We start from the raw sequence: 20370 nt of genomic DNA on the forward strand, positions 1-20370 counted from the left end.
AGCATTGTTGCTAGTGTTTTAATGAGAATCATTATCATTACGTTTCATTGTCGCGCAAAGTGCAGGACAATGCAAGCGATTTTGATCAAGTGTGCGGCAGTTGGCGGCCTGGCGCGGCAGCGTGATATGCGCTTCACGCGCATGGCGCAGCCCTTGGCAGGGGCGGCTCTCCGGGCTAAATAAAAACAATTCGCATTCATGTTTATAATGCTGGTATTGTCTCGGACGGGCGCCGTCTGGACACACTGAAAGGCCGCTTGTCGGTAATGCGCAACAGTTGCGTTTTACCTCACAACATCAGGGCATGCGCCACGCGCGGCAGTTGCTCCCCGGTGTTCTTAATTTGAACGGAATTTGCTCATGACTCTAGTTCCACCCCTGATGACGCTCGACGCGCTGGCAGTCGGCCAGAGCGGCACGGTGTTGCATATCACGCCCCACGCGGCAGGACAGACGGAAGACGGCGTCGACCTCGTCCGCCGCTTGATGGAGCTGGGATTCGTTCCCGGCGAACGACTCCGCATGCTCAAGCGCGGTATTCCCGGCGGCGATCCGCTGGCCATCAAGGTCGGCAATGCCACGTTTGCACTGCGCCGCTTCGAAGCGGCGCTGATCACGATTCAACCGCTGCTTCAACCGGAATAAATATGGGTGCCGTAGAAACTATCGTGGAAGCGGGCGCGCACAAGCCGCCGCACCAGCCACAAATCGCCTTGCTGGGTAATCCGAACTGCGGCAAGACCGCCCTGTTCAACCGTTTGACGGGCGCGCGCCAGAAAGTGGCGAACTACGCCGGCGTGACCATCGAGCGCAAGGAAGGCCATTTCACGTCGCCAAGCGGCAAGCCCGTGCGCGTGCTCGACCTGCCGGGCGCCTACAGCCTGTCGGCCACCACGCCCGACGAAGCCATCACGCGCGACGTGGTGGGCGGGCTGCGCCGCGGCGATCCACGACCGGACGCCATCGTCTGCGTGGTCGATGCCACCAACCTGCGCCTGAATTTGCGCCTGGTGCTGGAAGTCAAGCGCCTGGGCCTGCCCATGCTGCTGGCGCTGAACATGACGGACGTGGCGCGCAAGCGCGGCATGCTGATCGACACGGCCAGGCTGTCGCAGGAACTGGGCATGCCCGTGGTGGAAACCGTGGCGGTGCAGCACGATGGCGAAAAAGCCCTATTGAATGCCATCGACGCCATGCTGCCGCTGCCGGCCGTGGAGGCGCAACCGCTGGCGGCCATCGACGCCGTGAGCGTCGAAGAAACCCAGCGCGAAGTGCGCCGCATCCTGGCCGCCGTCAGCAACGACACGCGCGACAGCGGCAACCTGACGGAAAAAATCGACGACGTGGTGCTGCACCCCGTGTTCGGCCCCATCATCCTGGCCGTGCTGATGTTCCTGATCTTCCAGGCCGTGTTTGCCTGGGCCGCCACGCCGATGGAAATGATTACCGACGGCATGGGCCATCTGGGCGCCGCGCTGACGGCGAGCATGCCCGATGGCCACCTGAAAAGCCTGCTGGTCGAAGGCATCATCGGCGGTGCCGGCAGCGTGCTGGTCTTCCTGCCGCAGATCCTGATCCTGTTCTTCTTCATCCTGAGCCTGGAAGACTGCGGCTACCTGCCGCGCGCGGCCTTTTTGCTGGACCGCCTGATGGGTGGCGTGGGCCTGTCGGGCCGCGCCTTCATCCCGCTGCTGTCGAGCTTTGCCTGCGCCATTCCCGGCGTGATGGCGGCGCGCACCATCCAGAACCCGCGCGACCGCCTGGTCACCATCATGATCGCGCCGCTGATGACGTGCTCGGCGCGCCTGCCCGTGTATGCGCTGATCATCGCCGCCTTCATTCCCCAGCGCCAGGTATGGGGCTATCTGAGCCTGCAAGGCCTGGTGCTGTTCGCGCTGTACTTCGCCGGCATCATCTCGGCCATGGCCGTGGCTTGGGTCATGAAGCGCAGCATGGGCGTGCGCGGCAACCAGCCGCTGCTGCTGGAACTGCCGGCCTACCACTGGCCGCATCTGCGCAACCTGGCCGTCAGCCTGTGGGAGCGCGCGAAGATCTTCCTCACGCGCGTCGGTACCATCATCCTGAGCCTGATGATCATCCTGTGGTTCCTCAGCACCTTCCCCGGCGCGCCGGACAACGCGATCCATCCGCCCATCTATTACAGCCTGGCCGGCATCCTGGGCCGCGGCCTGGAAGTGATCTTCGCGCCCATCGGCTTCAACTGGCAGATCTGCATCGCGCTGGTGCCGGGCATGGCGGCGCGCGAAGTGGCCGTCGGCGCGCTGGGCACCGTGTATGCGCTGTCGCAAACGGGCGACGCGCTGGCCTCCACGCTGGAGCCGCTGATCGCGCATTCGTGGTCGATGGCCACGGCATTGTCGCTGCTGGCCTGGTACGTGTTCGCGCCGCAGTGCCTGTCGACCCTCTCCGTGGTGAAACGCGAAACGGGCGGCTGGCGCTATCCGCTGCTGATGGCCGGCTATATGTTCGCCCTCGCGTATGCCGCCTCGTTCATCACGTACCGCGTCGCCCTGTTGCTGGGCGCTTAGGAGAAAACCATGTGGCAAACCCTCATCGTCGCCCTGATCGTCGCAGCCGCGCTGCTGCATTTTTCGACCAAGTACCTGCCGGCGGGCGTGCGCCGCGCCATCGTGCGCGGCCTGGTGCGCTGCGGCCTCGATGAGGCGAAGATGTCGACCTTCTTCAAGGTGGCGCCGGGCTGCGGCAGCGGCTGCGGTTCCTGCGGCTCCTGCGACAGCCCGCCGCCACCGTCCGCCACGCCGCCGGCCGACGGCAGCAGCAAGCGCGTGATCCTGATGCAGGTGCAGCGCCAGGATTGATGTACGTCTGGTCACGGGCGCGCCCGTGGGCTACACTGGACTTTCCGCATGGCAAGGAGTGGCAATGGCGATACTGTTGATCTTCATGTTTTTGTTTGCGGTCGCCACCTGGCTGCTGGCCAGCCGGCGCGGCCGCCACGGGGGACTGTGGTTCGGCATCGGCCTGTTCCTCGGGCCGTTTGCCTTGCTGGCGGTGGCGGCCCTGCCGCCCGTCGCGGCGCGCTGAGCCTGTATTGTTAAAACCCGCCACCGCGGGTTTTTTTATGCCTGCGCGCACGCGTGGCGCAGCCGGTACTGGCGCGGCGAGCACGCCATGACGCGCTTGAAGGCGTGGCTGAAGGCGCTGTCCGAATCGTAGCCCAGCGCCTGTGCGATCGCGGCGATGGGTGCGCCGCTGCCCTTCAGGCGCCGCGTGGCCAGGCGCATGCGCCAGCGCAGCAGGTAGTCGAGCGGCGTCACGCCCACCCTGTTCTTGAAATGCACGGCAAAGGCGGAGCGCGACTGGCCCGCGACCGCGGCCAGCTGCGGCAAGGTCCAGCGGTGGGCCGGTTGCGCATGCATGGCCTCGATGGCCGCGCGCAGCCTGGGATCGGCCAGCGCAAACAGCCAGCCTGCCGGGTGCGAGGCCTGCGCTGCCAGATACTGGCGCAGCATCTGCAGCAGCATCATGTGGCCCAGGTGGCGCGTCATCAGCGCCGCACCGGGCGCCGTCGCCTGCAGTTCCTGCGCCAGGCGTCGCAAGGCCCAGTGCAGCACGCCGGCCTGGTCTGTATCGCCGCGCACGTGCAGCAGCGGCGGCAGGCAGTCGAGCAGGATGGCCGCCTCGTCGCCAAAGCTGAAGCGTCCGCCGATCAGAAAAAAATCGTGCCGTGGCGCGCCGTGGCGGGCCACGCCCTGCTGCGCGTGCCTGTACACGTCCAGTGCCGGCGTGGCAGGCAAGCCGGGTGCGCTGGCCAGCGTGAATGCATGCCCCTGCGCCAGCAGGAAGCAGTCGCCTGTATGCAGTTGCACGGGAACGTCGATGCCCGCGACCGTCAACCAGCAACCGCCTTCGATCACGGCGTTGAACTTGATGCCGTCCGGCGGCGGAAAGTCGATGGCCCACTCGCCGCCCGCCTTCAGGCCGGCAAAATAGGAACTGCGCGTATCAAACAGCGAAAGTACATCGGAGAGCAAATCCATGGTGGGGTTTAATTCTGGACGATAGCGATAGTATTGAAGATTTTACGCCATTCACTGTCCAGTTTTTTGCGCGCAACATATCCATCTCGCCAGCATTCGGACTGGCGCCACTTGCAAAGGCAGATCCCATGGACAGCATCAACCAGCAACAAACTCCCCTGCGCTCCGGTTTTGATGCCGCCACGACCGCCACCGAGGCGCTTGCCGGGCGCGACCTGTCCGGCATGCAGGCCATCGTCACGGGCGGCGCGTCGGGCCTGGGTCTGGAAACGGTGCGCGTGCTGGCCGGTGCCGGCGCCAAGGTACTGGTGCCGGCGCGCGACCCGCATCTGGCGCAAGCTGCCCTGGACGGCTTGGCCGGCGTGGAGGTCGCCGCGCTCGACCTGCTCGATCCGCAATCGATCGATGCCTTTGCCGCCGCCTTGCTTGCCACCGGCCGCGCCCTGCACGTGCTGGTCAACGGCGCCGGCATCATGGCCACGCCCTTGCTGCGCGATGCGCGTGGCTACGAGGGGCAGTTCGCGACGAATCACCTGGGGCATTTCCAGTTGACGGCACGCCTGTGGCCCGCCCTGCGGCGGGCGCGGGGGGGCGCGCGTGGTGTGCGTATCATCGCTGGGACACCGGCAGGCCGCCACCGACCTGGATGACCCGCATTTCCTGCGCCAGCCGTACGACAAATGGCGCGCGTATGCTCAGTCAAAAAGCGCGAATGCCTTGTTTGCCGTGGAACTGGACCGGCGCGGCGCGGCGCACGGCGTGCGCGCCTTTTCGCTGCATCCGGGTGCCATCCTGACGCCGCTGGTGCGCCATCTGGACCTCGACGACTTGCGCCGGGTCGGGGCGCTCGATGACGAGGGCCAGGTGAATCCGCCGCCGCAATCGGGTTTCAAGAATGTGGCGCAGGGCGCCGCCACCGCCGTCTGGTGCGCCACCAGCGCGCAGCTTGAGGGCCTGGGCGGCGTGTATTGCGAAGATTGCGATATCGCTACCCTGGTGGCGGACGACAGCACGGGGCCGGGCGTGCGGCGCTGGGCGGCCGACCCCGCGCAGGCACGCCGGCTATGGGCGCTCAGCGAGCAGATGACGGGCGTGCGCTTCGATTGCGACGCAGCATAAAAAATGCCGGGCAATGCCCGGCATGTGCGAGGGCGGCGTGGCTTTACGCCTTGCCGGCCAGCTTGTCGACGACCGGCACCAGCGCGGCCGGGCGGCAGCCGAAGGCGGCCAGGCGGCCTTGCGCGTGGGGCGCCAGGTCCAGGTCGTAGGGCAAACGGCCCGCCACCAGCCACAGTTTATCGTGCGGCAGGGCCTCGACCAGGCGGCGCTGGCCGTCGACGAACATGGCGTTATACGTTTGCAGCACGATCTGCTGCGCGCCTTGCGCAAAGGCGATGGCCTCGTTGACCTCGTCGTCCAGCGCTTCGGCCGACAAGGCATATTCGCGCACGTCCAGACCCGCTTCGAGCAGCGCCGGCAGCATCGAGCTGCGCGCTTCCTTGTTGCGGCCCAGCGCCACTTCGTCGATCTCGCTGCGCGAGCGTACTTCCACCGTCAGCAGGGTCACGGGCAGGCTGGCGTCGAGCGCGCGGTAGTCGCCCTGCACGCGCAGTGCCGCTTTTTGCAGCAGCTGCGACAGGGCCATGGCGGCCGGCTGCATCAGCGCCGGCGGATTGACCGGGCGTTCGCGCCAGTCGCGCACGGCGCGGTTGCGCTTGAGTTCCGCCACGCGCGCGCAAGCCGCCTCGATGCGCGAGATCGCAATGTCGCCGCGCTCCACGGCGGCGATGACAGCCTCGATGGCCGCCGTCTGCTGCGCTTCGCGGTGCGAGATGAGGACGATGTCGGCGCCCGCCTGCAAGGTAGCGATGGCGCCCTGTGGGATGCCGATGCCGTCGGCGATCGCCGCCATTTCCAGGCAATCGGTGATGACCACGCCCTTGTATTGCATTTCACCGCGCAGCAGGTCCGTCAGCACGCCTTTCGACAGCGTCGCCGGCACGCTGGTGTCGGCCTCGAAGGCGGGGAAGACCACGTGCGCCGTCATGATGGCGTCCACGCCGCCGGCGATCGCCGCGCGGAACGGCGCCAGTTCCACGGCGCGCAGGCGTTCCTTGTCGTGCGGGACCAGGGCCATGGCGTAATGCGTGTCGATGGCCGTGTCGCCGTGGCCGGGAAAGTGCTTGGCGGTGACGGCCACGCCGCTGGCGCGCTGGCCGCGCATGGCCGCCATGCCGTAGTCGATGACGGTGGCGGCATCCTCGCCATACGCGCGCACGCCGATGACGGGGTTGTTGCGGTTGTTGTTCACGTCCAGCACGGGCGCGAGCAGCATATTGATGCCCACCTGGCGCATTTCATCGCCGCTGATCTGGTTCATGCGTTCGCAGTCCTCGATGGAGCCGGCCGCCTGGAAGGCCATTGCCGCGGGAATCGGCGTGACGCCCTGCTCGATGCGCATCACCATGCCGCCTTCCTGGTCGATGGAGATCAAGAGCGGGATGTCGGACACTTCGGCGTTGATCTCCTGCAGTTCGCGGCACAGCGCGGACACTTGCGCCGGCGTGTGCACGTTGCGGCGGAACAGGATCACGCCGCCGACCTTCTTTTCGCGTATCAAGGTCTTGATATGCTCGTCCGCCTGCAGGGCGTCGAAGCCCACCATGAACAACTGTCCTATTTTCTCGCGCAAACCCTGCTCCATGCTGCAACTCCTCCGGTATTGATTGTGACGACGGCATACGTATTCTGGCACCGTGGTGGCGCATCGTGGCGGTCACCGGAAAAGCTGCCTTGGTTTTGTACTTGTTTTGGTATTGTATTGGATTTGGGTTTTTGCGCAAGTGGTTATTAAGTGGTATTGCTTCACTTGCGCAAACACCGCATCAATCGAGGCGCTGGAACGAGGCCGATTGCGCCTTGGGCCAGTACAGGCCGAACACGGGCGGCAGTTGCGGCAGCTGGCTCGGGTCGAGCAGCTGGCCCGCTTCCAGGAAGGGCAGCAGGGCCGACGCCAGTTTCACCTGGTTCGGCGAGATGCGCCGCACCAGGTGGTGCGGGCGCAGTTCCTGCGGATGCGCCAGTCCGGCGGCGGCGATCAGTTCGGCCAGCGCCTTCATGGTGTTCTGGTGGAAGTGCGCCACGCGGGCGATCTTGTCGGATACCACCAGCGCGCGCTGGCGCTGCGGGTCTTGCGTGGCCACGCCCGTGGGGCAGCGGTCCGTGTGGCAGCTTTGCGACTGGATACAGCCCAGCGCGAACATGAAGCCGCGCGCCGAATTGCACCAGTCGGCGCCCAGCGCCAGCAGGCGGGCGATGTCGAAGGCCGTGATGATCTTGCCCGAGCAGCCGATCTTGATCCTGTCGCGCAGGTTGGCGCCCACCAAGGTGTTATGCACGAGCACCAGCGCTTCCTGCAGCGGCGTGCCCACGTGGTCCGTAAATTCCAGGGGCGCCGCGCCCGTACCCCCTTCGCTGCCGTCGACGACGATGAAGTCGGGCGTGATGCCCGTTTCCAGCATGGCTTTGACGATGGCGAAGAATTCCCACGGATGGCCGATGGCCAGCTTGAAGCCCGTCGGCTTGCCGCCCGACAGGGTGCGCAGGCGGTCTATAAAGTGCAGCATTTCCAGCGGCGTGGAAAAGGCGCTGTGCGCCGCCGGCGAGACGCAATCCTCGCCCACCATCACGCCGCGCGTGGTGGCGATCTCGATCGTCACTTTCGGGCCGGGCAGCACGCCGCCGTGGCCCGGCTTGGCGCCCTGCGACATTTTCAGCTCGATCATCTTGACCTGCTCCGAGCTGGCGTTGGCGATGAAGCGCTCTTCCGAAAACGTGCCGTCCTGGTTGCGGCAGCCGAAGTAGCCGGAACCGATTTCCCATACCAGGTCGCCGCCGTTTTCGCGGTGGTAGGGGCTGATGCTGCCTTCGCCCGTATCGTGCATGAAGCCGCCGCTGCGCGCGCCGCCGTTCAGGGCCAGGATGGCGTTGGCCGACAGGGCGCCAAAGCTCATCGCCGAGATATTGAAGACGCTGGCCGAATACGGCTTGGCGCGCGGGCAGTCCGGATGGTTGCCGATCTCGATGCGGAAGTCGTGGCCCGTGACCTTGGCGGGGGCGATGGAATGGTTGATCCATTCGTAGCCCGCTTCATACACGTCGAGCTGGGTGCCGAACGGGCGCTTGTCCGTCTGCTCCTTGGCGCGCTGGTAGACGATGCTGCGCTGGCTGCGCGAAAACGGCGTCGCCTCGCTGTCGCTTTCCAGGAAATACTGGCGGATTTCGGGGCGGATGCTCTCAAAAAAGAAGCGGAAATGCGCGAGGATGGGGTAGTTGCGGCGCAGGGCGCGCTTCGTTTGCAGCAGGTCGCTGATGCCGACCAGGGTCAGGGCACCGGCCAGCACGGGCAGCCAGTAATGGTCGTAATAAAACAGGGACAGGACAAAGATGGCTGCCGTCGCGATGAAGGTCAGGTAGCGAAATGGTACTAGGTGCATGGGCACTCCGGGGAAGTCAGACTGATACTGCTGAGTGTACCGGTGATTTGTAGATCTTGCTGACTGGAAAAGTGTGCTGTTGGAGCGGTGCTATCCATACTTGCAACGCCTGACAAAACCGTAGCGAGCGGCAGTGATTTGCGGCCGAGAAGCGCAACCGTACTCTAGTACGGTGAGCATCGCCGGCCGCAAAGCGCGACGCGCAGTAGGTTTTGTCAGGTGTTTACCGTTGTGCCGCGCGGATGCGCTCAACCCGCTCGGCGCTGGCCGGATGGCTCGACAGGTAGGACGTGCCTTCGTCCAGTTTGCCCAGGGCGACAAACACCTGCGCCAGGTGTTCCAGCGCGATGCCGTTCTGGCGCAGCATGGCGATCGCGTAGTCGTCCGCTTCGCGCTCGACATCGCGCGAATACTTCAAGTCCAGCAGCAGCGGCGGCAAGGTCGCCACCACGGTCGAGACGTCGCCGAACAGCAGCGCCGCGCCGGCGCCCACGGCCGAGGTCTGGATCAGGCGGCGCGTCAGGTGGCGCTGCTGCAAATGGCCCAGTTCATGCGCCAGCACACCCATGATGGCGTCGTCGTCCGGCATCAGTTCCACCATTTCATCGGTCAGCACGATGTCGCCGGACGGCAGGGCGAAAGCGTTCGGGCCGATCTTGCTCTTGCGGAAAACGATGCGGTGCGTGGGCGCGCTGTCGCCGGGCGTGGCCAGGCGCGCGAACCGGGCGCGCAAGGCTTGCTGGCGCGCGCCATCGAGCTTGCTTGCCGCAAACACGTGGCCGTCGAGGAAATCGAGCACGCCCTGGCCCAGCTGGCGCTCGACGGACTGGGGAATCGCATACGCGACGCCCTTCGCCACCACGGGCAGCAGGTACTGATAGCTGAGCCACAGGGCCAGCACGGTGGCGACCGTGGCCAGCAGGGCGCCGCGCCAGCTTTGCTGCAGCCGCACCACCCAGCCGTCGCGGTGGCCCGTCTCATGCAGCACGTCGTTGAAGGCCGCCTGGTCGGCGATCTCCAGGTAGGCGCCGTCGGGAAAGCTGACCTTGCGCACGGCGTGGCTGCTGCGTTCGGACACGTGCAGCTCGCCCAGCGGGCAGCTGCGCTCGATATCGCCGGTCAGCATGGCCATGCCATCGCGCACGCTGAGCGTGACGTGGTACAGGCGCGAGGTCTGGCCGTCGAAATAGCGCGCGGGCACGGGGCCCGCACCCGGCGCGTGGTGATCGAGCGTCATGCTACAGCGACAGGTCGAAGTCCAGCAGATCGACCATGCCTTCGCCCGTGGCAGAGACTTGCTCGCCGGTGGCGGCGACGAAGGCGTCCAGGCTGCCGTGCACCAGCATCGACGTCGCTTCCAGGCGGTACTTCAGCCAGCGCACCTGGGCGAAGGGCGAAAACAGGCCCAGGGTGACGACGATACCGAGCAGGTTGGTCAGCATGACGAAGGTGGTGCGGCCCCAGGTCAGCTGCGACTGGAACTGGTGCTGCTGCAGGCGCGTGTGGTTCCAGATGAGGTTCTGGATCATGGTCAGGAACAGCGGCAGCACGATAAAGGCCCACGCATACAGGGCGGCCACCGCGCCGAAGATGCTGCCGGCCTTGGTGACATCGTTGGCGTTGCTGGCAAAGGTGGCGAAGACGCTGGCGAAGACGACAAAGATCAGGACCAGGAAACCGGCCAGCAGCAGGGCGAAGAACAGCAGATAGGTTTTGTAGAAGCTGCCAACCGAGGCGTCAAAGCTGAAATTGCTGTTGCCGAAGCGGCTTTGCGTATGCTGGAAGCGCTTCAGGCGCTGGTGCAGGAACGGCGTCATCAGGCCAGCCGTGAAGGTGTTCAGGATGGGCAGCCACAGGAAGTATTTGTAGGCTTCCCTGGCGCTGCCGTCGAAGCCGAAGCGGATGCCGCGGTAGCTGGTGTTGTAGAGCTTGAATTGCAGGCTTTTCCAGACCAGCCATGGCAGCACGGCCATCATCAGCACGAGCATGATCAGGCCGACGATGGGCGAGATCTGGAAGGCGATGTTGTAGCCGCCGATCAATACCACGGCCGCGATGCGGCCCTTCAGGATGGCGACGGCATTGCCGTGGTATTCGAAGCTGCTGCCGGCCAGGTGGGTGCTGGAATAGAAATAGCGGTTGCGGCGCACCTTGGCCCAGGCGGAATAAATGCCCAGGGTGACAATGCTCAGCAGCAGGTTGACGATCCAGATACGGAAGTATTCGCTGCCGGTGGCGCTGAAGGTAATGGCTTCACGCTTGGGCGTGGTGTTGTTGGTATCGAAATCCACAGGGGAGTTTCCTTACTTATTGGAAACAAAACAAGATAAGGGAAGATTGAAAAGTTATCAATTGAAAATAGTGTTTTTCGCAATTATTTTTGGTGTGCGGCCCCTGCCGCCGCGATTTTTCCGTCCCGGCTATACTGGGACTCAACCATTGCCAACGGAAATCGCCATGATCGTCGTCCACCATCTGAACAATTCGCGCTCGCAGCGCGTGCTCTGGCTGCTTGAAGAACTGGGCCTCGACTACGAGGTCAAGCGCTATCAGCGCGACCCGACAACCATGCTGGCGCCCGCCTCGTTGAAGGCCGTGCATCCGCTGGGCAAGTCGCCCGTGATCACGGACGGCGCCAACACCATCGCCGAATCGGGCGCCATCATCGATTACCTGGTCGAGCGCTACGGCAATGGCCGTTTGATACCGGCGGCGGGCACGCCGGAAAAATTGCGCTGGACCTATTGGCTGCACTTCGCGGAAGGCTCGGCCATGCCGCCGCTGCTGATGAAGCTGGTGTTCGACAAGGTCGAATCGTCGCCGATGCCGTTTTTCGTGAAACCGATCGCGCGCGGCATCGCCGGCAAGGTCAAGAGCAGCTTCATCATGCCGAATATCAACAGCCAGCTGGCCTACATGGAAGCGGAACTCGAGAAAAGCAAATGGTTTGCCGGCAATGAATTCACGGCGGCCGACATCCAGATGAGCTTTCCGCTGGAAGCGGCCGCCATGCGCGGCGGGCTCGACGAGCGCCTGCCGAAACTGACGGCCTTTTTGCAGCGCATCCATGCGCGCCCGGCCTACCAGCGCGCCCTGGAACGCGGTGGGCCCTACGATTTCGCCAAATGAAGGGCATTCAAGACCGATGTGCGGGGAGCCATACGGTAAAATGATCGATTCAACCAGTATTTATTTACCGCATGGCCAGACTCCTCGCTATCGACGGCTTGAATATCGTACGCCGCGTCTACGAAGCCAGTCCTGAACCCGATTCCGACCTGAAGGCGGAGATCGCGCTGCGCCATGCGCTGTCGTCGTTTCGCACCCTCATCAACGACCACGAGCCGACGCACATCCTGCCGGCCTTCGACTTTGGCGGCCCCACCTGGCGCCACGCCCTGTATGCCGGTTATCGCGAGGGGCGCCAGCCCATGCCGCAGGTGCTGCGCGATGCCTTGCCCGGATTCTATGCCACCCTGGCCAGCTTCGGCATGCACGTGGTCAGCATCCCCGAGGTCGAGGCCGACGACGTGATCGGCACGGCCGTCATGCGCTGGCTGCACGAGGGGCGCGGCGCGGCCGTCATCGCCACCACCGACAAGGATTTGCACGGTCTGATCGCCCACGGCGCGCTGGTGTGGGACCATTTCAAGGGTATCTGGCACGACCACGCCTGGGTCGAGAAAAAGTTCGGCGTGCCGCCGGAACTGCTGCCCGACCTGCTGGCGCTGATGGGCGACGTCACCGACAGCATTCCCGGCGTGTCGAAGATCGGCCTGAAGACGGGCGCGAAACTGTTGCGCGCTTACGGCAATATCGACGCCGTGATGGCCGGCGCGGGCATTTTGCCCGGCGCACTCGGTGAAAGCCTGCGAAAAGAGCGGGAAATACTGTATCTTTCAAGAAAGTTAGTGGAACTCAAGACGGACGTGACGTTAGGCGTGACCTGGAACAAGCTGGCGTGGGAAAAGTAAGACGCCAGGCAAGAACAATCAAGCAAGGGAAGTAAATCATGATGTTAAAGACAGTCCTGATCGATAGCAGCGCCGTGGCGCGCGGCCTGCTGAACACGGTCCTGACCGATGGCGGCTACGATGTCTGCGGGCAGACGCATACCAGCGCGCTGGGGCTGGCGCTGCTGGTCAAGCACCATCCGCATTTCGTCTGCATCGCGCGCGAGCAGGTGGAAGACGGGACGAATATTGTGCAAACCATCCGCGCCCAGTATCCGAAGACGCTCATTTTCATGGTCTCGGGCGGCATCGACGCCGCCTCGCTGCAGGCGGCCCACGCGATGGGCGTGTCGGGCTTCATCGTGAAACCGTTCATGGCCGACACGGTCCTGAAAACCGTGCGCAATACGGTGATCGCCATGGTGCGCAAGCAGCAGCAGGCGCTTGCCGCCGCTGCAAAAGACACCTGATAAAATCTACTGCGCGTCGCGATTTGCGGCCGGCGATGCTCACTGGCTCGGCGCCCCCGTACTAAAGTACAGTTGCGCTTCTCGGGCCAACGGGGGCGCCGAGCCTCACTGCCGCTCGCTACGATTTTTTCAGGCGTTGTTATTGAGTTGGATGAGTAAAAATTTACTTAACCAACCTAACTTCAGGCCAGCTAACTTCAGGCCAGCCCCGTGGCGCTGGCGATGATGCCGCCACCGAGGCACACGTCGCCGTCGTACAGCACGGCCGACTGGCCCGGCGTGACGGCCCATTGCGCTTGGTCGAACGCCATGCCGAAGTGCTCACTCCCCTCCGGCAGCAGCTGGCAAGCCACGTCGGCCTGGCGGTAGCGCGTCTTGGCGCTCAAGGGGCCTGCCTGCGGCGCCGTGCCGGCGACCCAGCTGGCCTGGTCGGCGCTCAAGGCCGGCGACAGCAGCCACGGGTGGTCGTGGCCCTGCACCACCCACAGGGTGTTGTTGGCGATATCCTTGCGCGCCACATACCAAGCGTCGCTGCTGCCGTCCGCGTTCTGGTACGACTTCACGCCGCCGATGCCGATGCCCTTGCGCTGGCCCAGGGTATAAAAACTCAATCCCACGTGTTCGCCCACCGTCTTGCCGTCGGCCGTCTTCATCGGGCCCGGCTTGTACGAGAGGTAGCGGTTCAGGAATTCGCGGAACGGGCGTTCGCCGATAAAACAGATACCCGTCGAATCCTTCTTCTGGGCGTTCGGCAGCGCCAGTTTTTCGGCGATCTGGCGCACTTGCGTCTTCGGGATTTCACCGAGCGGGAACAAGGTCTTGGACAACTGCGCCTGGTTCAGGCGGTGCAGGAAGTAGCTTTGGTCCTTGCTGGCGTCGACGGCTTTGAGCAGTTCATAACGGCCCGCGTCGGTCGGCGCCTGGCGCACGCGCGCATAATGGCCGGTGGCGATCAGGTCGGCGCCCAGGGTCATGGCGTGGTCAAGAAACGCCTTGAACTTGATTTCGGCATTGCACAGCACGTCCGGGTTCGGCGTGCGGCCGGCCTGGTACTCGCGCAGGAAATCGGCGAACACGCGGTCCTTGTATTCGGAGGCGAAATTGACGGCTTCGATATCGACGCCGATGACGTCGGCCACGCTGGCCGCGTCGATCCAGTCCTGGCGCGTGGAGCAGTATTCCGAATCGTCGTCATCTTCCCAGTTTTTCATGAACAGGCCGATGACTTCATAGCCTTGTTCCTTCAGCATCCATGCCGCGACCGAGGAATCGACCCCGCCCGACATGCCGATCACGACTTTCTTCTTGCTCATCTTGCTTTCCAGTGTACTTTAATAATATGGCAATGCGTATTGCTATGCGCTATTGAAAACGGACGCATGCGTGTGCAGCAGGGCCAGCGGCGCCCGCCGGCCGGCCAGGTATTCGTCCACGCACTGCAGCACCAGCGGGCTGCGGTGGCGTTCCTGGCACGCCGCCAGCTCGTCGCGCGTCATCCACAGGGTACGGATGATGCCTTCGTCCAGCGGGCGATCATGCTCGGCGCCGGCGGTGCCGCAAAAGGTGAAGCGCAGATAGGTCACGTCCTCGCCCGTGCGCAGCGACTGGTAGCGCGACATGTACATGCCGACCAGTGCCGTGGGGATGAAATCGTAGGCCGCTTCTTCCAGCGTTTCGCGGATCACCGCCTGTTCCAGCGACTCGAACGGGTCGAGGTGGCCGGCCGGCTGGTTGAGCTTGATGCCTTCGCTGGTCTCTTCTTCAATCAGTAAAAACAGGCCATCGCGCTCGACGATGGCGGCCACGGTGACAGAGGGTTTCCAGATTCTCGGCATGATTCCATCCTTGAAAGAGCCGACATTTTATCTTGTTCTGCGCGCGCGGTTTGAAGCCGGCCTTTTGTTGCGCGGACATATTGATAAATGACAACGTTTTAGCAAATAGCGGTGGGAGGTACTTACGTCTTTCCCGGGGAGCGCACTAGCATGGGGGCTGAGGCGGCAAGATGGCAGGAAGCGCCCGCTAATATAGGCTTTCCCTGTGGTCAAAACAAGCGCGCACGCTAGCTCGACTGTGGTGAGATTGACACACCTTTCCCACAATATGGGCGCCGCGCCGCATGGTGAAACAAATCATGGATGCGGACGAAATTAGTGTCGTACGACTAAAAGTTGCTGCTTCACAAACGTTTAACGCGCTGCTTTCCGTGTTAGATTCTAGTCAGTTTATCAATTAGCGGAGGCATCATGAGGATAGGCATACCGGCCGAAACACGGCCTGGTGAAACCCGGGTGGCAGCCACGCCCGAGACAGTCAAGAAGCTGGCAGCCAAGCATCAGGTCGTCGTGCAGTCGGGAGCGGGCGTGCAAGCCTCGATTCCCGACGACGCGTATGCCGCCGCCGGCGCGCAGATCGGTACCGCCCAGGAAGCCTATGGCTGCGCCATCGTGCTCAAGGTGCGCGCCCCCGATGCCGAAGAACGGACCCTGATGGCCAGCGGCACGGTGCTGATCGGCATGTTGAACCCGTTTGACGCGGACAATATCGCCGCCATGGCCGCGGCCGGCCTGTCCGCCTTCGCCCTGGAAGCCGTGCCGCGCATCACGCGCGCGCAGTCGATGGACGTGCTGTCGTCGCAGGCGAATATCGCCGGCTACAAGGCCGTGCTGGTGGCGGCGAATACCTACCAGCGCTTCATGCCCATGCTGATGACGGCGGCCGGCACCGTCAAGGCGGCCCGCGTGCTGATCATGGGCGTGGGCGTGGCAGGCTTGCAGGCGATCGCCACGGCCAAGCGCCTGGGCGCCGTCATCGAGGCGTCCGACGTGCGCCCGCCCGTCAAGGAACAAGTTGAATCGCTGGGCGCCAAGTTCCTCGACGTGCCCTTTCTGACCGACGAAGAAAAGGAAATCGCCAAGGGCGCGGGCGGCTATGCGCGCGCCATGCCGGCCGACTGGATGCGGCGCCAGGCCGAACTCGTGCACGAACGGGCGAAGCTGGCCGACATCATCATCACCACGGCACTGATTCCCGGCCGCGCCGCGCCCGTGCTGATCTCGGAAGAAACGGTGAAGGCCATGAAGCCCGGTTCCGTCATTGTCGACCTGGCCGTCGAGCAGGGCGGCAACTGCCCGCTCTCGGAACTGGGCAAGACGGTCGTCAAACACGGCGTCTACATCGTGGGCGAGCCGAACCTGGCGACCCTGGTGGCGGCCGATGCCTCGGCCCTGTATGCGCGCAACGTGCTGGATTTTTTAAAGCTCATCATCGACAAGGACGATCAATTGCGGATCGACCGCGAGGATGAAATCATCAAGGCCAGCCTGGTTTGCGCGGATAGCGCGATCTTACGTCAATCATAGAGCGCCGGAGAGAATATGGAAATCAGTCACACCATCACCAACCTGATCATCTTCGTGTTGGCCATTTATGTCGGCTACCACGTCGTCTGGACCGTCACGCCGGCGCTGCATACGCCGCTGATGGCCGTCACCAATGCCATTTCCGCCATCATCATCGTCGGCGCCATGCTGGCGGCCGGCCTGACCGATGGCCCGCTGGCGCAAGTGGCCGGCACCCTGGCCGTGGCGCTGGCCGCCGTCAATGTATTCGGCGGCTTCCTCGTCACGCAGCGCATGCTCGAGATGTTCCGTAAAAAAGAACCGAAGGCCAAGCAAGGAGCAAAAGAATGAGTCACGCCATGAGCTTCGTCACCATGAACCTGGTGACGATGATGTACCTGATCGCCTCGGTGTGCTTCATCCAGGCCTTGAAAGGCCTGTCGTCGCCATCGACGGCGCGCCGCGGCAATGCCTTCGGCATGAGCGGCATGGCCATCGCCGCTGTCACCACCGTGGCGCTGATCCTGAAACTGAAGGAACAGCAGACGGGCGGCATGGGCCTGACCCTTGTCATCATCGGCATCGTCACGGGTGGCGCCATCGGCGCCTACCTGGCGAAAACCGTGGAAATGACGAAGATGCCGGAACTGGTGGCGGCCATGCACTCGCTGATCGGCCTGGCGGCCGTCTGCATCGCCGTGGCGGCCGTGTCGGAACCATGGGCCTTCAATATCGCGAAACACGGCGAGGCGCTGCCCATCGGCAACCGCTTCGAGCTGTTCATCGGCACCTTTGTCGGCGCCATCACGTTCTCCGGTTCGGTGATCGCCTTCGGCAAGCTGTCGGGCAAATACAAGTTCCGCCTGTTCCAGGGCGCGCCCGTCAGCTTCAAGGGCCAGCACATGCTCAACCTGGTACTGGCGCTGGTGATGGTGGGCCTGGGCCTGGCGTTCTGCTTCGCCGATGGCGTGCAGCCGGCCTGGACGCCGTTCGTCATCATGACCCTGATCGCCTTCGCGCTGGGCGTGCTGATCATCATCCCCATCGGCGGCGCCGACATGCCGGTGGTGGTGTCGATGCTCAACAGCTACTCGGGCTGGGCCGCGGCCGGCATCGGCTTTTCGCTGAATAACTCGATGCTGATCATCGCCGGCTCATTGGTCGGTTCTTCCGGCGCGATCCTGTCGTACATCATGTGCAAGGCCATGAACCGCTCGTTCTTCAACGTCATCCTCGGCGGCTTCGGCGGCGATGCGCCGGCCGCTGGCGCGGCGGGCGCGCAGGAACAGCGTCCGGTCAAATCAGGTTCGGCCGACGATGCCGCCTTTATCATGAGCAATGCGGAAACCGTCATCATCGTGCCCGGCTACGGTCTGGCCGTGGCGCGCGCGCAGCATTCGCTGAAAGAACTGGTGGAAAAGCTCACGCACAAGGGCGTCACCGTCAAGTATGCGATCCACCCCGTGGCGGGGCGCATGCCGGGCCACATGAACGTGCTGCTGGCCGAGGCGGAAGTGCCGTACGACCAGGTCTTCGAGATGGAAGACATCAACGGCGAATTCGGCCAGACGGACGTGGTGCTGGTGCTGGGCGCGAACGACGTCGTCAACCCGGCGGCGAAAGATCCGAAATCGCCGATCGCCGGCATGCCGATCCTCGAAGCCTATAAGGCCAAAAGCATCATCGTCAACAAGCGCTCGATGGCGTCCGGCTATGCGGGCCTGGACAACGACCTGTTCTACCAGCCGAACACGATGATGGTGTTTGGCGACGCCAAGAAGGTGATCGAGGATATGCTCAAGGCAGTTGAGTAAGGCAGTTGAGTAAGGCAGTGCCTTAGTCAACTGAAGATGGCCCGCCTTGCGCGGGCCGTTTTTATTGGGCGGCCGCTGCGGCGACGACTTTATTGCGTCCCTGGTGCTTGGCCGCGTACAGGGCCTTGTCGGCATCCGACATGGCCGCGTCCAGGCTGGCGCCGGCCGTCAGGGAGGCCACGCCGATGCTGATGGTCACCTGCAGTTCGCCGCCATCGGGCAAAGGCGTGATGGCGGCGGCCACGGCGGCGCGGATGCGTTCGGCCACCTTGTGCGCCTGCCGCAGGCTGGCGTCGGGGAACAGCAGGCCGAACTCCTCGCCGCCGAGACGGGCCGCCACGTCGGTGATGCGTCCCGTGTCGCGCAGCGCCTGCGCCACCGTGCGCAGCACGGCGTCGCCCACGGCATGGCCGTAGCGGTCGTTGATCTTCTTGAAATGGTCGAGGTCGGCCACGCCCACGGTCAGGGCGGCGCCGCTGCGTGCCGCGCGCGCCATCGCCTGCTCGGCTTGCGCTTCATAGGCGCGCCGGTTGGGCAGCGACGTCAGCGCATCGTGCAGCGCCTGCTGTTCCAGCTGCGCCAGCAGGCTGGCGTTTTTTGCCGCCAGTTCGCGCCGTTCGCGCACGTCGAGCAAGAAGGCGCCGAAATAGCGGATGCCGTCGACCACGCCCAGGTCCAGCGCCTTCATTTCGATGGGAATCATTTGCGCATCGCGGTGGCGGATGGCGAATTCGCGTATCTTGCCCAGCACGCTGGAGGTGCGCGAACTGCGGATGTAATTGATCACGTGGTTGTCGTGCTGCGCGCCGACGGCGTCGGGCAGCAGGCCGTTCAGGGTCTGGCCCAGCAATTCCCCGCTGGCATAGCCCGACAGCGCCTGCATGGCGCCATTGATATAGCGGATGCGGCAATGTTCATCGATGATGATGACGGCGTCGAGGGCGTCTTCCAGCAGGCGGGAAAAGAGCACTTCGGGAAGAGCGGCAGGCGGTGCTGCGGGCAATGCATCTGTCATGGAACGGTCGCCAAAAACCAGGTGACAGCCATTGTCGCATCCGCAGGCCGTTTACTCCATGCCGGAGACGTTCCGTGTTTCTTTTTCGCCCGTGCCCTTTACTTATTGTTAAGGTTCAGCGGCGGCCGTACATCATCAGGGTGGCCAGGCTTTTGCGCGCGGGGCTGAAAACGTCCAGCAAGCCCAGCGACAGGCCCAGCAAGCCTTGCGTGGGGGCGCTGCCCGTGAAGATGCGCGCCATGGTGTCGGTGACGCGCACGGTCAGGCCCCGGTCGGCCTGGCGCAGGCTGGCGTAGTGCTCCAGCCCGGCCGGGCTGCTGTCCTGCGCCAGCACGCGGGCCAGCACGGCGGCGTCGCGCAAGCCCAGGTTCAGGCCCTGTCCCGCCACCGGATGCAGGGTTTGCGCCGCATTGCCGATGGCGACCGTGCGCGCCGTGCCGTTCGCCTGCGCGTTCAGGCCCAGCGGATAGGCCAGGCGCGCCGTGGTGTGGGTAAAGCGTCCCAGGCGGCTGCCGAAAGCGGCGCCCAGGCGCGCCAGGAAGGCTGCCTCGTCCAGCGCCAGCAATTGCTCCGCGCGCGTGGGCGGCACGCACCACACCAGCGCGTAGCCGTCGTCCTGCGGCAGCAGGGCCAGCGGACCTTCGTCGGTGAAGCGCTCGTACGCGCGGTGCGCGATGGGGGCGCTCGTGCGCACATGGGCGATGATGGCGCTTTGGCCATAATCGCGGCTGACGGCGCGTTCCGGCTGCTGGCCGAACAGGCCGCCCTCGGCCTGCACCAGCAGACCGGCGCGCAAGCTCGACGCGGCGCCCGCCTGGTCGATCTGCACGGACACGCCGGCGGCGTTTTCCTCACTGCCCGTCACCAGGGCCGGGCGCAGGCTGGCCACGCCCAGGCGCTCGCACACGTCGGCCAGCGCGCTGACGACGGCGCCGTAACGCGCCACATAGCCGAGCGCCTCGACGCCATGTTCGCCGCGGTCCATCAGGCTGCGCCCGAACTGGCCGCGGCGCGACACGTGGATCTGGTGGATAGGCGTCGCCTCCACGGGCCAGGCGCCCGCTTCCTCGAGTATCTGGCGGCTGCCGTGCGACAGGGCGATGGTGCGCGGGTCGCGCCGGGCTTGTTCGAGGGATTTGGCGTCGAGCAGGGCGATGCCGGCGGCGCGGCTGCCCCGCTGCACCAGCAGGGCGGCCAGGGCCATGCCGACGGGGCCGGCGCCGCAGATGGCGAGATCGAAAGTGGATGGTGTATGCATG

General features: G+C 64.4%; 19 protein-coding genes and 1 pseudogene. 11 read left to right on the forward strand and 9 right to left on the reverse strand.

What is annotated here, in order from left to right; translation table 11 throughout:
- Positions 1-360: 360 nt before the first annotated feature.
- The 4 genes from CBW66_RS15870 (at position 361) to CBW66_RS29010 (ending at position 3066) form a co-directional block, all read left to right on the forward strand.
- Positions 361-645, forward strand: a complete 285-nt coding sequence (locus CBW66_RS15870; RefSeq protein WP_086138684.1) for a FeoA family protein — start codon at positions 361-363, stop codon at positions 643-645.
- A 2-nt stretch (positions 646-647) separates the two neighbouring features.
- Entirely contained in the window at positions 648-2549 is a 1902-nt protein-coding gene (locus CBW66_RS15875; protein ID WP_086138685.1) for a ferrous iron transporter B, read from the forward strand.
- Positions 2550-2558: 9 nt separating this feature from the next.
- Positions 2559-2840, forward strand: a complete 282-nt coding sequence (locus CBW66_RS15880) for a hypothetical protein (protein WP_070220612.1) — start codon at positions 2559-2561, stop codon at positions 2838-2840.
- Between the two features lie 64 nt (positions 2841-2904).
- On the forward strand, positions 2905-3066 hold the full coding sequence (locus tag CBW66_RS29010; protein ID WP_170932886.1) for a hypothetical protein: 162 nt from the start codon (positions 2905-2907) through the stop codon (positions 3064-3066).
- A 35-nt stretch (positions 3067-3101) separates the two neighbouring features.
- On the opposite strand, the gene CBW66_RS15885 is transcribed toward CBW66_RS29010, so the two are convergent.
- Complete coding sequence (locus CBW66_RS15885; RefSeq protein ID WP_086138686.1) at positions 3102-4022, reverse strand: AraC family transcriptional regulator; 921 nt, start codon at positions 4020-4022, stop codon at positions 3102-3104.
- A 137-nt stretch (positions 4023-4159) separates the two neighbouring features.
- Here CBW66_RS15885 and CBW66_RS15890 point away from each other — a divergent pair.
- Positions 4160-5141: pseudogene (locus CBW66_RS15890) on the forward strand (oxidoreductase).
- 43 nt (positions 5142-5184) lie between these two features.
- Here the strand turns inward: CBW66_RS15890 and nagZ are convergent.
- The 4 genes from nagZ to CBW66_RS15910 all read right to left on the reverse strand — a co-directional run bounded on the left by nagZ (position 5185) and on the right by CBW66_RS15910 (position 10809).
- On the reverse strand, positions 5185-6726 hold the full coding sequence (nagZ, locus tag CBW66_RS15895; protein ID WP_086138687.1) for a beta-N-acetylhexosaminidase: 1542 nt from the start codon (positions 6724-6726) through the stop codon (positions 5185-5187).
- 181 nt (positions 6727-6907) lie between these two features.
- Entirely contained in the window at positions 6908-8518 is a 1611-nt protein-coding gene (locus tag CBW66_RS15900) for an FMN-binding glutamate synthase family protein (RefSeq protein WP_086138688.1), read from the reverse strand.
- A 223-nt stretch (positions 8519-8741) separates the two neighbouring features.
- Entirely contained in the window at positions 8742-9755 is a 1014-nt protein-coding gene (locus tag CBW66_RS15905) for a M48 family metallopeptidase (protein WP_086138689.1), read from the reverse strand.
- Between the two features lies 1 nt (position 9756).
- On the reverse strand, positions 9757-10809 hold the full coding sequence (locus tag CBW66_RS15910; RefSeq protein WP_086138690.1) for a YjgN family protein: 1053 nt from the start codon (positions 10807-10809) through the stop codon (positions 9757-9759).
- 166 nt (positions 10810-10975) lie between these two features.
- Between CBW66_RS15910 and CBW66_RS15915 the strand changes: the two genes are divergently transcribed.
- The 3 genes from CBW66_RS15915 to CBW66_RS15925 all read left to right on the forward strand — a co-directional run bounded on the left by CBW66_RS15915 (position 10976) and on the right by CBW66_RS15925 (position 12941).
- The gene (locus tag CBW66_RS15915) at positions 10976-11647 is read left to right on the forward strand and encodes a glutathione S-transferase (protein ID WP_086138691.1); all 672 of its coding nucleotides are present in this window, start codon (positions 10976-10978) and stop codon (positions 11645-11647) included.
- Positions 11648-11718: 71 nt separating this feature from the next.
- The gene (locus CBW66_RS15920; protein WP_086138692.1) at positions 11719-12492 is read left to right on the forward strand and encodes a 5'-3' exonuclease; all 774 of its coding nucleotides are present in this window, start codon (positions 11719-11721) and stop codon (positions 12490-12492) included.
- Positions 12493-12533: 41 nt separating this feature from the next.
- The gene (locus CBW66_RS15925) at positions 12534-12941 is read left to right on the forward strand and encodes a response regulator (RefSeq protein WP_086138731.1); all 408 of its coding nucleotides are present in this window, start codon (positions 12534-12536) and stop codon (positions 12939-12941) included.
- Between the two features lie 197 nt (positions 12942-13138).
- Here CBW66_RS15925 and mnmA read toward each other — a convergent pair whose 3' ends face one another.
- Together mnmA and CBW66_RS15935 are read right to left on the reverse strand one after the other, a co-directional pair.
- Positions 13139-14254: a tRNA 2-thiouridine(34) synthase MnmA gene (gene mnmA, locus CBW66_RS15930; RefSeq protein WP_086138693.1), complete on the reverse strand. Its 1116-nt coding sequence runs from the start codon at positions 14252-14254 to the stop codon at positions 13139-13141.
- Between the two features lie 42 nt (positions 14255-14296).
- On the reverse strand, positions 14297-14776 hold the full coding sequence (locus CBW66_RS15935; RefSeq protein ID WP_010401817.1) for an NUDIX hydrolase: 480 nt from the start codon (positions 14774-14776) through the stop codon (positions 14297-14299).
- Between the two features lie 411 nt (positions 14777-15187).
- On the opposite strand from CBW66_RS15935, the gene CBW66_RS15940 reads away from it, so the two are divergent.
- From CBW66_RS15940 to CBW66_RS15950, 3 genes are read left to right on the forward strand one after another with little or no spacing between them, the layout of a single operon-like run.
- Entirely contained in the window at positions 15188-16303 is a 1116-nt protein-coding gene (locus tag CBW66_RS15940; protein WP_086138694.1) for a Re/Si-specific NAD(P)(+) transhydrogenase subunit alpha, read from the forward strand.
- A gap of 15 nt (positions 16304-16318) precedes the next feature.
- Positions 16319-16633: an NAD(P) transhydrogenase subunit alpha gene (locus CBW66_RS15945; protein ID WP_034745644.1), complete on the forward strand. Its 315-nt coding sequence runs from the start codon at positions 16319-16321 to the stop codon at positions 16631-16633.
- An 8-nt stretch (positions 16634-16641) separates the two neighbouring features.
- Positions 16642-18096: an NAD(P)(+) transhydrogenase (Re/Si-specific) subunit beta gene (locus CBW66_RS15950; protein WP_086138695.1), complete on the forward strand. Its 1455-nt coding sequence runs from the start codon at positions 16642-16644 to the stop codon at positions 18094-18096.
- A 61-nt stretch (positions 18097-18157) separates the two neighbouring features.
- Here CBW66_RS15950 and CBW66_RS15955 read toward each other — a convergent pair whose 3' ends face one another.
- Positions 18158-19111 (reverse strand): sensor domain-containing diguanylate cyclase, encoded by a 954-nt coding sequence (locus CBW66_RS15955; protein ID WP_086138696.1) that lies wholly within the window; start codon positions 19109-19111, stop codon positions 18158-18160.
- A gap of 115 nt (positions 19112-19226) precedes the next feature.
- Complete coding sequence (locus tag CBW66_RS15960) at positions 19227-20369, reverse strand: FAD-dependent monooxygenase (protein ID WP_086138697.1); 1143 nt, start codon at positions 20367-20369, stop codon at positions 19227-19229.
- Position 20370: the final 1 nt, after the last annotated feature.

It is taken from the genome of Janthinobacterium sp. GW456P (assembly GCF_002127655.1).
GTDB lineage: Bacteria > Pseudomonadota > Gammaproteobacteria > Burkholderiales > Burkholderiaceae_D > Janthinobacterium.